The following is a 12,886-nucleotide window of genomic DNA, read 5'->3' on the forward strand; positions in this document are numbered from 1 at the left end:
ATACTTTCAGTGTAGGTCAACGACAGGCAAACTCCCATGTTAACTGCACCACCGGCATACTTTCAGACCCAATATTGGCATGCCCTGGATGACGGGCGGTTGTGCTGCGACGTCTGCCCGCGCAAGTGCACATTGCGCGAGGGCAAACGCGGCGCCTGCTTCGTGCGCATGCACCATCAAGGCGAGATAGTGCTGACCAGCTATGGTCGCTCCTCGGGTTTCTGTATCGACCCTATCGAGAAGAAGCCGCTGAACCATTTCTACCCCGGCTCAAGCGTGCTCAGTTTCGGCACCGCCGGGTGCAACCTGAGCTGTCTCTTCTGTCAAAACTGGGACATGAGTAAATCGCGCCAGATGGATACCCTGTGTGACAGCGCCATGCCAGACGAGCTGGCGGCCACCGCACGTCGCCACGGCTGCAAGAGCATCGCCTTTACCTTTAACGATCCTGTGGTGTTTATGGAGTACGCCATCGATGCCGCCCAGGCGGCCCATGAACTTGGGCTCAAGAGCGTGGCGGTGAGCGCAGGCTATATCTGTGAGGCGCCGAGGATTGAGTTTTATCGGTATATGGACGCGGCCAATATCGACCTTAAGGCCTTTAGCGAGTCGTTTTATCACAAGATCTGTCACGGCCAGCTGCAACCTGTGCTCGAGACCCTGCTCTACCTCAAGCATGAGACCCAAGTATGGTTTGAGATAACTACATTGTTGATCCCCGGCGAGAACGATAGCGATGAGGAGCTCAATGCCATGTGTCAGTGGCTGGTGGAAAACCTGGGGCCAGATGTGCCGCTGCATTTCAGCGCCTTTCACCCCGACTTTAAGCTGCTCAACAGGCCGCCGACACCGCTAAGTACGCTGCAACGGGCGCGGCGCATCGCCCTCAACCACGGCCTGCATTATGTCTATTGCGGCAATGTGCATGACCCAGATTCCGACGCCACCTACTGCGCCAGCTGTCACAAACGCCTGATCGAGCGTGACTGGTATCAGCTCGGGCAGTATGCGCTGGACGAACACGGCGCCTGCCGATACTGCGGCGCGCCGCTGCCGGGACGCTTCGCCAGGGTGCGGGAAGACTTTGGCGCACGGCGTATCGCGGTGCGGATCCATCGCGACTGAGGTGAATGGTTGAGAGGTGCTTGTGGCTCAGATGGGGCTTAGGGCTTAGATAGGGCTTAGATGAGGCTAAGGGTTTGAGCGCTACGCCGCGAATCGTCGGCCTGGCCAGGGGCATCGCCTTGCGCATGCTCTCTCGGGTGATCGACTCTATCTCGAAGCCCGCGCGGCGGATCTGCGCCTCCGTCTCCCGGTTGAGGTGGCAATTGCCGGCGATACGGCGCCAGATGAAGTTGAGTCTGTCTTGCCAGCGGCGCCTGCGAGTCCCTGGTTCGGCCGCGACATGCTCGAGAAATAGCAGGCGACCGCCGGGTTTGAGTACCCGCCAGATCTCCGCCAGTGTCCCGGGCAGGTCGTGGACTGTGCAGCACACCAGGGAGACAAACACCCAGTCGAAGCTCGAATCCCCACTGTCGATGGACTCTGCCGGGCAGTCCAGCAAGGTGATATGGCTATCTGTCAGTTCGGCGACGGCCTTCTCCAAGAGGCGCATCATGTCCACATCGGGCTCGGTCAGCACCAGCTCCAGATCTGCGCGTTTCGGATAGAGTGGCAGGCTGGCACCGGTACCGGCACCAATTTCCAGCACCTGGCCGCTGACCTGGCTAAGTAAGTTACGGCGCCAGTCGATGAGACAGGCCTGCTCGGGCCCGCGCATGAAGCTGTCGTAACAGTAGGCGATGATACGTGACATATCGGCCTCCCGTTCACACGCCGCGCCCATAGGCTCACGGCGGCATATGATGAATGGCTTATTTAAGTATGGGCGTTAGCGGCGAAAAGGGACACCCGCGCCGCTTAGCGCTAGGGAGGTGAGTTCTGCAAGTGTCCAGCGTCAGTTAGCTCTCGCTGGAGGAGATCAGTATGTCGAACCTGGGGTTGCTTCTCAGGTTGCTGAAGTCATCCTCGTTGGCGGCCACCTCCTTGAAGGAGACGCTGTTTTCAATAGCCTGCTCAAGATCCGACAGGGCGCGCTCCTCCTGTCCCAGACAGGCGAAGGCGCAGGCGCGTTGATAGAGGGCGTGGGCGTTGCTGCCGTCGACCTCGAGCACCCGGTTACATAGGCTCAGCGCCCAGTTAAACTCGCGCATCTCCATGGCCGCGTCGGCCTTGTAGGTCATGGCCTCCAGGTCGCCCGGGCGTATGGTGAGGATCTCGTTATAGACGGCGATCTTCTGCTCCGGGGTCTGGGCACTTTGGGCGTGTAGCCAGAGGGTGTGGATCTCGTTGATGATCTCGATCTCGCGGTTGTTCTTGGTGATGATGCGGCTCTTACGCTTAAGGTCTTGCTCCAGTACCTTAAACTTCTCCTCGTATTGCTCTGTGATGGATTGCAACTGCTCGGCCGCCAGCTTGGCGGTATTGGTCTTGATCTCCCTAAGGGACTGCCAGCCGATGAAGGCGATCAAGGATGCGACACCCGCGATGATGTAGAAGAAGTAAGTAACCGTCACGTTGGCATAGTTCAGCGACTTGTCGGCCACCGCCAGCTCTCGGTCGGTGATCTCCACCGTCATGCGGCGCTCGAGATCTTGCTGCTCCATCCTCAATGCCTTGAGCTCATCCAGTATGTAACGCTCCACCAGGGGACGGTCGAGGATAGGCGTCTGGGAGTGGGGCAAGGACTCTAAGGGCACTTGTTGCTTAGCCGCAGGTTCTTGTTGAGCCGCAGGCGCTTGAGCGGCGGCGAGATGAAAGACGGGGGCGAGGAGTAACAGCAGGCAAACGGTCAACGAACGTAACATAACAGAGTCCTTTGGCAGTAATCATATCTAATCCGGCACTTATGCCGCGCTACCACACTAACAAGATATCGATGGCTATGCGAATCTGTAGCCGAATTAGTTGCCGAACTTGGTGGAGAATTAGTTGGTGAATTAGTTGGTGAATTAGCTGGTGAATTTGCTGGTGAATTTGCTGGTGAATTAGTCGCTGAGCGATTTGATGAGTTAGCCACCGAATTTGCTGATGACTGTTGATGTTTACCGCCGAGAGGAGGAGAGAGGAGAGAGGAGATTCGGTGTTGGGGAAATAGGATGAGCTAAAAAAACCGGCAAACGTCCCTGTTGCCGGTGGTTGGTTAAACGACTGTGTTAGTCACCACTCGCCATTAGCGCTGGCGGCGTCTAAGGCCTGAGAGACCAAGCAGTAGCAGGGCGAAGTAACTCAGGCTGCCGCCACCACTCGATTCACTCGGTGGCTCTACAGGTACTATCGGCGCCGCTGTCACAGTGACGGTAAATAGCGTCTCTGTGCTGAGTTCCCCGTCGCTGGCCGAGATGACTATTGGGTATTCGCCGCTGGCGGTAAAGTTCATCTCAAGCTGAGTACCATCTAAGGTTAGCCCTTCGACACCCGTCGCCGACAGCTCGAGGGTATCGCCCTCGGCGTCGCTAAAGACCTGGCTGAGATCTAGGCTGACCACTGCGCTGCCTTGTTCGCTTAGCTGAGTCTCAAGGTCGGCAATCGGGTTGGCCAGCACGGGCGCGGTGTTTTGCGGCACCTCAACCGGCTCTAGGCCTTTCACCTTGATTAGGGTGGCGCCTATGTTGCGCTTAAGCTCGCTTGTGGTGCCCATCTCGAGCAGGCCATAGTAGGTTTCGCCGGCTTCAAGCGGCCGCAGACTTAGGCTGTCATCCAGATAGCCGTTGACCGACAGGCTCACATCGAAGCGCTCATCCTGTGCCACCTGACTTGGCGCCGTGATGTCGAAGCTCGCCTGGTTGCTGTAGTTCACGTGAGTGATCTCCAGAGTCACCTCGTCGGCCTCATCCTCGACCCTGCCCTCATAGTTGTGGGCAAATATCCAATAGTTGCCGGTTGGCGGATTTTCCAGGACGCAGCGCTCCTTGGAGTCTACCTCGCCACTCAGACAGAGCAGTGAATAGTACATCTCATAGGCATCAGGCATGCCGTCACCGTTCTCATCTATGCCGACATAGAGATCCATGTCGGGTGAGGTGGTATCGGTTATTTCGACCACCAGGCGTTTGGTGTAGGGCTTGACCACGGTGGGCACGCTGAAGATCACTTCAGGATTCGAGTGTGGGCTGCCACGCTCGGCATCGTTAGAGGAACCAATCGCGCTGCCGGTGAAGGACTGCGCCTTATACAGGCCGAAGCCCTTGACCTGGAGAGCATTACTGCCCGAGGTGAAGATATCTTCGATCACCAGCTGGTTGTCGACATTATTCATCTCGGCAGAGACTTCCTCGGCCACCTGGCCCGCCTTGAAGCCTATGGTGGCCTGCAGGTGGGTGTCGCTCATGCTGGTGTCGGCATTGTTTAGCTTGATGTAGCCGTGCACCCACTCATCCACCAGGTTGATGTTGGCGGTCGCCTTGATGGTGAGCACCTGAGATTCCCCCGCGTTGAGGGAGAAGCTCGATGGGGTCACCTCCAGGGTGAAGCCTGGGTTGAGATATTCATACTCGGCGCTCCAGCTGCTGGCCTGGGTCGCGGTGACGGTGCGGGTCCAGCTGCAGTTGGAGATACACTGGTTTTGCACCATGGAGCTGGTGTTGAGTGCACTGGGATCGCCGCCCATCTCAGGGTTAGCCGCCAGGTATCCTGCCTTGTCGATATCCAGCAGCAGGCCTGCCTTTAATGCCTGGTTGATACGCAGGCTGCCCGCGCCCTGATCGAAGAAGTTGGAGCGTTCTAGAGTGCCATCATAGTCATCGTCCTTGTAGGTGGTCTGATGGGCGGTGCTCATAAAGGCCGATTGCGCCTGAGCCGGTGTCCAGTCTGGATGCGCGGCCTTGAGCAGGGCATAGGCGCCGGTCACATGGGGCGTGGCCATAGAGGTGCCGGACAAGCTGGCGAATGGAATATGGCCAATCTGCCCCTCGAACAGCCTGTCTTCGGCGTTGGCGGCGTAGATATCGACCCCGGGCGCGGCGATATCCGGCGAGAAGATGTTGGGATAGGGCAGGTTAGGCCCGCGAGAGGTGAAGACCCCGGCGATATCCCCCAGGCTGGCGTTTCTCGTGGTTTCTGTGGCTTCAATTGTCGCCTGGTGACCTTCACCGCTGGCCAGCCACTGGGTCAGACGCTCGCCATCGGCGGCATTAAGCTGAATGGCAGGCAGAACATGGTTGTCATTGTGCAGCGAATCTATGCCATCAGGCATGTTTATCAAGATCATGCCGCCGGCGCCGCCTTCTTTAACATTGATCCCCTTGCGCACCCGCGCGTTGGTTCCGCGTTCACAGACGACGATCTCACCATCGAAGCTGCCGGCCTCGAAAGGGTCGGTGCACTGGGCGTTGTCAGAATCGACGCTGGCCGCCAGAACCACCTTGCCGTTCACCCCTTTGGTCACGCCAAAGCCCATCATGTCGCCGGGTGGCGTCTCGCCGCCGCTCATGTTGGTGAGGGATTTCTGTTTAAACTCGAGGTCGTGGGTATAGGCGGCGACCGTCGTCACCCAGGGGGCGTTGCCCGGCGAACCTATGGTGCTGGCGCTTGGGCCCGCATTACCCGCGGCCACGGCCACATGAATTCCCGCCTCGCGGGCGTTGAGGAAGGCTTCGGCGTCGATGGAGGACCAAGGGTCTTTGGCCGAGCCGCCCACAGAGTAGTTGAGCACCTGTACTCCGTTTTCTATGGCATGTTCAATCGCCTTGAGGGTAAATTCCGGATAACAGGAGCCGGCGTCGTCACACACCTGGTAGGACACCAAATTGGCATGGGGGGCCACGCCGCTGATGGCGTCAAATTCGAAGGCGCTCTTCTCGGCGATGATTGTGCCATCTTCCTCCTGCACCTGCAGGTAGAAGTTGACGTCGTGCAGTATGTTGCCCGACGCAGTAGAGGCCACATGGGAGCCATGGCCGTTGAAGTCATAGCCCACCTTGACCTTGTTGGCGAGGTCATCAAAGGCGGGATCGTCCAGGCTGTCGGCCGTGTCCTGACGATGTTGGATAAGCTCGGGATAGCTGATGATGCCTATGAGTTTGCCGTTACAAAACTGGCTATACTGCTGGCAATCCCCCAGGTATTGGCCGTCGCCTAGCGGGTTCTTGTGCTGGTAGCCATCGGCGCCCACCTCGGCAAAGGAGGGGTGATTGGCGTTGATCCCTGTGTCCATCACGCCGACGATTACCCCTTCCCCTTTTGTAGCCTCGACGATTTCATCGCCCTGCCAGACGTGCTTGGCGCCGATAAATTCGGGCCCAGTGGAGGTTTGAATAAAGTGTAGGCCTATGGGCTCGACACTCAGAACCGCAGGGTCTTTGGCTATGATGTCGGCCTCACCCGGTTTAAGCTTTACCGCCATGGCGTTGACGATCAGCTGGTATTCTTGGGTTGGGGTAAGTATACGTTTGAGCTTGCCGTTTAGCCTCTGTTTGGCTTTGGCTTGCTGCTGTTTCAGGTAGCCTCTGTATTGCAGGCTGGCCTTAGACTGGCTGTTCAGCAGGCCAGATGCCCGCTTGTTTGATTGGTTGACTTGGATATTGGTGGCGGCAAAGCCCGCCAGCGAGCCATCATAGCTGGCGACCGGGGCCTCCTTGAAGCGGACGAAGTACATGCCGTCGCTGCGTTGTTTATCGGCGCGTTCGAGTTTGAGTTTTTCTTGGCCGGGAATAATGGTTTGCAATGGCTTGGTATCATCGCTAAAGCCTGCGGCGCCAGGGTTGGCATAGCAAGCGCTGGCGATGGCAACCGAGAGTGCACTCAGTAACAAATTTCTACGACTTGATTTCATTTGATTACCTAAAGGGTTGTGAAATGGGGGATAGCCGTTTTACCGACTATCCCACAAGGGGGTTGCTAACTAGCGTGAAGTGCGACGACGAACTAGCGCCAAGGTACCCAGGATGAGCGACATCCAGCCTAGTGAGCCACCATCACTTTCAGGTTCAAAGCTTGCTTCGACTTCTAGCATATGAGTGACCTGATGCACGCCGTCAGAGGCGATGATGGTCAGCATGTGACTACCTTCGTTCTCCACTTGACCTGTGATTTCGGTGCCGTTAACAGACAGCGCCGAGAAGCCGCTGCCTTCGACCTGGTAGCTCAGGCTATTGCCTTCAGCCTCGTTGAACAGGCCGGCAATATCTAAGGTGAAGTTTGCCGATGAACCAGACTTGAAGATGAGCTCTGGTACCGACAGAGATGCGGCCACAGCTTCATTGACCTGTGGTGCCATATCATTGACATCAATAACCGAGACAGTAAGGGTTTCTGTTTCACCAATGCTTTGGCCGCGTTTCGGTGTAACCTTCACTTCGAACTCAGTGTTGTTTTCGAAGTCGAGCGCATCAGGGTTGACCACATACAGCTCGAAAGTCTCTTGATTGATGGCAAATGGGGTACCGATCAGTGTATTGCTGATAAGCAGTTCAAATGCAGTGTATTTGTCTGAGCCTGAGGTGAAGAAGCCTTGGGTGTCCAGCTCAATTCTGCCCACAACCGTACCCATTTCGGCATTTTCTTCGACTTGGAAGTGTTGTCCAGCCTGCGCCTTAGCGATGATTGAGCCATCGTCATCGATGAAAGAGTTGTAGCCCACTTGCATGAAGTCATCGTTGAGACTGACGACCATGAAACCTTTAGGCTCTGGAATTTGGCCGAAGCCGCCCATTTCCGAGGTACCGACAGAGGCGATATAAACTTCCTCGCCAGGCTGTGCGGTAAAGGTCTGCTGATAATCCAGCTCACCGGCTGATTTGCCCTCTTCCATTGCGGCAAAACCCACTTTAACGGAGCGGTCGAATACGGTATCAGAACATACCTCTTCGCCACTGAACCAATCCATGTAGCAAGACTGCTCTACGGTATAGCTACCGCCTTTGATGGGGTTAAACTGAGTGATCGGCTCGTATTGAGCCTTACCTGTATGACGGTCAGTTATGATATGGAAACCGAAGTTTTGGTCGAAATCTTCGACGCTATCTAGCTCATGGTGAAACATATCTTCTAAGCAGACTTGTGATACAACATTCTTACCGTTATTGGCAAAGAACGTTGGCAGCGATGATTCCTTATAACGTGCACTCGGGTTTGAATAGTCCATAGGCAGGTTAAAGTCGATCACATAGGTGGTCGGCTGACCTTTATCATTGAGCGCCACGAAAGGTTGATTGACGCGTTGGGCTTCGTCATAGATATAAGCACCTTCGAAACTCTCATCCCAGCCATTTTCCTTCACCAGTGCTTCATAGAAGAGGTCATAGGTAAACAGGCGTGGACCGCGGTCGAAGAAGTTCGCTAAGGCAACATCGGCAGGTGAGTGCAGACTGACGGCGATGTTCAGTTTTTTACCCGTTACGCTACACTGAGCATCGTCATAGATAGCTCCACCGACGGCCTTTATCATGTGTCCCTTTAGGCCTTGTAGCTCCTCTGGCAAGCTTGGGTTTTGCAGTAGTAACGGGTAAGCCTGATAGGTGGTTGGCGTATCAGATTCGTTAACGAACGACGCCACATAACCCTGATAGTTCAGTGAACCATTCTCAGTGTCTGGGTACAGCTCGCGGCCCCAGTTCAGGTGTGCCCACTCTATTTTTCCGAGATCCGAGTTGTAGCCGAGGTAGTTGGGGTACTCGATAGCATTTGGACGCTGAGTGATATGGGTGCTGCTACGTGCCTTTAGCATCCAGCCTAAATTGATCTCTGGGTGGGATTCTGAAGTCAGGTTAATGTAGCCGTTGAGTTCGGTGGCTTTCAGATTGGCATCGGTGTGGTCACCGGTACTCATCAGCGGCCATTGTGGCAATTTACTGCCATCGACCGTGATAGTGATCGGTAGGACCACGCTAGAGTTGGCGGGAATGCTCACGCTTTCTGCCATGCTGAAGCTGAGCGCCTCGTGAGCCGCTTTTTCGCCATTCATCTTGTAGGCGATCTGGTACGTCTGGGTGGTATCTGAGACGTTTCTTAACGTGATGCGCTTATGTAGCGTCTTGCTTTGTTCCACCTCATGCATGCCAAACTGCACATAAGGCTGATTGCTGCTGGTTTCCCAGGCCACAATTGGTGAAGCAACGGCGTTTTCTAGGTTTTCCATGCCGTGACCCATAGCATAAAGTTCAGCCGGGGTCATGCCATCGCTTTCCAGAACGGCGCTTACATCAGCGGTGTTAGCGAGTATAGCCTTGATCTCTGCAGGGCCGAAACCTGGGAACTCGCTCTTGATCACGGCTGCCGCCGCCGCGATACGTGCTGCACCTGTCAGCGCGCCTGAGCGGCTACCCAGCCTAGGTGCTGTTTCATCAGCATTAGAGATCTTAGCAACGGTTTGGTTGTCGCTTAGTGTGACGATTTCAGGTTTAAGAGTCTGAGAACCACGAACCGGTCCCATAGGGGCCCAGTCTGGAATGATCAAGGTCTCACCATCGTCGGCATAGTTGACCGCACCCACGGTGATTGCCGAAGTTGAACTTCCCTCTGCAGAGATCCAGTTACGGTGCTTGGCTTCAGCATCGCCAAATAGCGAGTATTTTGCCAGGTCTCCCGCGTGAGTCACTATTGTTACCCCTTGTGCTGAGGCTTGCTCAATCAGCATCTGAATCAGGCTTGGAGAGGCGTTGCCATCGATGTCGAAGAAGGCACCCGCGCCTGCCGCGTCGATCAGGGCGATATCCAGATGGTCGCTGGTGTCGCCATCCTGGTTAGGGTCAATGATGTGCTCCATCGCCGAGACGAGCTTATCCAGCGACGGTGCTGAAGCCGATACCCAGCCATTATTTTCCGAAACGTTGTAGATCTTGTAAGCATGTAGTTCAGCGCCTGGCGCGAGCTGATGCACGATACTTGCGAGTTCCGTACCCATACCTGTTGGGTAGACCCAGCCGTTGTAGGATTCATAACTTAAGTTTTGATCGATTGGGTTGGCGTCGTTGCCATAGTTCTCGCTAGAGAAATCCCAGCCGCCTTTCACCACAGCAGTTGGAAATCCGCTGTATTCGATGGCGCCGTTTTCGAGGGCTTCTAGATAGCTTCCCGCTGGTGGTGGCGTTTCTGGGTCGTTATCTTCGCCATAAACGCCAGAGCCGCCAAAGATAGGTAGGGTATAGTCGATACCGGTCGAGATGATGGCGACGCTGACACCTTTGCCAGCGTTTTCTTTGCCCATGTAGGGCGTCATCAGGCTGATCTCTTCGGCAGGTGAAGTATTCATTACCTGATGATTATTTGGAGCCTGCTTGGCGGTTTGCAGCTGTTGACCGTAGAAGGTTTGGGCTATGGCATCCAACTTGCGGATCTCTGCTAGCGCGCTGCTTTGCACTTCCAGCGTGATGGTATTCGCCAGCAGATGAGTGCTGCCCACGAGACGAGCTTGTGGGTCGATGGCCTTAATTTGGGCTAGAAGTTCTGTTTGTTGCTTGAGTACCTGCTGAGTGTCCAGTTTCAGCTCGCTAGACCTGTTCTCTGCGTGTGCTAAAGAGAAAGTGTAGGTTCCCTTGGACTGTGCCTGCTCGGCACCGAAAGCCACGACCGATTCTGTCTTGGCCTGCAAGGCCCCTGAGAGAATGGCGGTCGAGACGCATAATGCTAGGGTGCATTTGTTAAATTTCATGTCCTTTCCTTCTTGTTATATTTTTTGCTGTTGAGTCAACGATGCATGACTGCAACAATTTAATAACGTGAAGGCTACCTAGGCACAACGAAGGGCGTCTCGATTATTCGCCGTTTTTTGTTCTATGAGGGTATTTTTTATCTCTTAAAAAAATCTAATCCAAATTAGATCAATTAGTTAAATCTATTCTGTCACCAGCTTATAACCGAAGACATCGGCCTCGTTGGCCAGTTTTAGGGTGACCAGGAAGGAGTGGCCATCTGCCGGCGAGAGGCCAAAAAACTTGCGCACCGCATCTGGGGCAAAACTTTGCACTAACTCAGGCTTGTGGTCCTTGTCGGCAAGAGAGATACGCATGATGGCGTCGTGCTCGGCGTCACGGCTCAAGAAATAGAGATAGCCCTGCTCATAATAGAAGGCGCCATAGTCATACTTGGCTAACTTGTCGGTGATCAGCGTCATCTGGTTCGTGGTGCGATCCAGGTGCCAGATGCCATTCTGGTCGAACTTGGACAGATAGAGATGATTGGCATCCTGACCCTCGATGGCGTAGACACCTTGCTGCTGGGTGATCTTTTCAAGCTCGCCAGATTTAACATTCAGCTTATAGATGCCGTTTTTTTCCTTGGCGAAGCCCTTGAAGTAGAGGGCTTCGCCATCCGCCGACCAGCTCAAGTTATCGGCCTCGATCCCCTGGATATCGATGGCGCGAAAGTTCTCCGATTCTATATTACCTATGTAGAGGGTGCGGCCCGTGTCTGTGATGATATTGACCGCAAAGTCGCTGCTTACGGGAGAGATAGCCGGCACGCCGACATTACCGAGAGAGTGGGTGATGTTTTTACTGCTCACCTTGTTGTTGCGCCAAATCGACCAGAGGGCGGAGCGGTTGGAGAGGAACAGGATATCGCCAGTGGCCTTGGCATACTTGCCATACATGTCGCGGGAGGAGGAGGAGATGCGCCTGAGTTGCTTGCCATCACCGTAGGCCTGCTGGGTGATGTACTCCTTGGAGATATGTTCGGTCACATAGAGCATGGCGTTTGTGTCAGACAGGCTAATGCTGCTGGGTAAGCCTGATTGGGCCAGCGGTGCCAGCTGGCTGCCGTCCTTATGAATTCGGGAGATGATGGCCGCCGCGCCGTCGAGATTGTTGACGTAAAACAGCTGCTCGCGGGCCGAGTAGTCGAAATCGACTATGCTGGGACTGTTTTGGATAAGCTCTCGTTCACTGCCGTCCCCCGTCTGTAAGATCAGGCTGAGTAGGTTGGAGGCCGCCCGCTCGCGAATAAAGGCCAGCTGGGTATCCTGGTCCAGCCATTTGGGGGCGTAGTCTATCTCGTTCTTGTCGGGAAAACTCACCTGCTGATGCTCCGCTGTGTCGAAGTGGTAGGCCATCAGGGCCACGCGGTCCTGCATCTTCTTGGCGTAGAGCAGGCGCTTGTCGTCGACCCCGGACCAGGAGACGATGCGCTTATAGGGGATGTAGAAGCAGTCAGAGGCGATAAGCTGGTCTGTGTTATCCAAAAGGTTTCTCACCCTGACCTGACAGCCACCGGCCGGGTCGAGACGCACATAGGCCAGCTTCTCATCGGAGCGTGACCAGGCGGGGGAGGCTTCTTCGTTATTCTCGAAGGAGATCAGTGTCAGCGGCGCATCGACCTGACTCAGCTCCTTGATATAGATCTTGCCGCTCAGGGAGTTGTCTCGCCACTGCATGGCTAGTCGCTGGCCGTCATGGGACACGGCGATATGCTCCTCGACCCCGCCATAGTTGGTCACCTTGAGTTTGGTTGGGTTTGTGACAGGCCGTAGCTGGCCGATCTGCACGGGTTGCTGGTCGGAAATGTCGCTCAAACCCAGCCAAAGGAGCAGAGCAGCAACGAGCGAGATCGTGACGAAGGCTGCATGGCGAAAATAGCGTGTATAGGAGCGAGTCGGACTCGGGGTCGTTTGGCTGTCGATAGGCTGCACTGTCAGGGTGAGTTGATAGCCGAGTTTAGGCAGGGTATTAAACACCTCCTCTTCGATGCCCAGATCCTTAAAGGTTTTTCTCAGTACCCAGATGCCGTTGGTGAAGCCCTTCTTGCCGACCCCTTCGTTGCCCAGCCAGATGGTGTCAATCGCCTGTTGGCGCGAGACGACATTGTCTGGACTGTCGATGAAGAGCATCAAGAGTTCGAATACTTTGGAGGAGAGTTTTATGCTGCTGTCTGCGTGTTTTAATGACATTAACTT

At 55.1% G+C, this 12,886-nt stretch carries 5 protein-coding genes and 1 pseudogene; 1 reads left to right on the plus strand and 5 read right to left on the minus strand.

The features are described 5' to 3' along the window. Positions 1-36 precede the first annotated feature (36 nt). On the plus strand, positions 37-1,125 hold the full coding sequence (gene amrS / locus AYI87_RS07400; protein ID WP_144200931.1) for an AmmeMemoRadiSam system radical SAM enzyme: 1,089 nt from the start codon (positions 37-39) through the stop codon (positions 1,123-1,125). Between the two features lie 154 nt (positions 1,126-1,279). Here the strand turns inward: amrS and AYI87_RS07405 are convergent. From AYI87_RS07405 to AYI87_RS07425, 5 genes and pseudogenes are all read right to left on the minus strand, one after another. Next, positions 1,280-1,846, minus strand: a pseudogene (locus AYI87_RS07405) (class I SAM-dependent methyltransferase); the annotation flags it as partial. 115 nt (positions 1,847-1,961) lie between these two features. Next, positions 1,962-2,867, minus strand: coding sequence for a tetratricopeptide repeat protein (locus tag AYI87_RS07410; RefSeq protein ID WP_144200932.1), 906 nt, complete (start codon positions 2,865-2,867; stop codon positions 1,962-1,964). Positions 2,868-3,232: 365 nt separating this feature from the next. After that, entirely contained in the window at positions 3,233-6,832 is a 3,600-nt protein-coding gene (locus tag AYI87_RS21500) for a S8 family serine peptidase (protein WP_144200933.1), read from the minus strand. Positions 6,833-6,901: 69 nt separating this feature from the next. After that, positions 6,902-10,648, minus strand: coding sequence for a S8 family serine peptidase (locus AYI87_RS07420; RefSeq protein WP_144201244.1), 3,747 nt, complete (start codon positions 10,646-10,648; stop codon positions 6,902-6,904). 183 nt (positions 10,649-10,831) lie between these two features. Beyond that, entirely contained in the window at positions 10,832-12,880 is a 2,049-nt protein-coding gene (locus AYI87_RS07425) for a winged helix-turn-helix domain-containing protein (protein ID WP_186300581.1), read from the minus strand. Positions 12,881-12,886: the final 6 nt, after the last annotated feature.

The sequence above is a fragment of the Shewanella sp. KCT genome, from assembly GCF_007636505.1.
GTDB lineage: Bacteria > Pseudomonadota > Gammaproteobacteria > Enterobacterales > Shewanellaceae > Shewanella > Shewanella halotolerans.

Bases quoted from the DNA above. Each gene is read 5' to 3' on its own strand.
- AYI87_RS07410 (WP_144200932.1), bottom strand. From the start codon at position 2,867: ATGTTACGTTCGTTGACCGTTTGCCTGCTGTTACTCCTCGCCCCCGTC.
- AYI87_RS21500 (WP_144200933.1), bottom strand. From the start codon at position 6,832: ATGAAATCAAGTCGTAGAAATTTGTTACTGAGTGCACTCTCGGTTGCC.
- AYI87_RS07420 (WP_144201244.1), bottom strand. From the start codon at position 10,648: ATGAAATTTAACAAATGCACCCTAGCATTATGCGTCTCGACCGCCATT.
- AYI87_RS07425 (WP_186300581.1), bottom strand. From the start codon at position 12,880: ATGTCATTAAAACACGCAGACAGCAGCATAAAACTCTCCTCCAAAGTA.
- amrS (WP_144200931.1), top strand. From the start codon at position 37: ATGTTAACTGCACCACCGGCATACTTTCAGACCCAATATTGGCATGCC.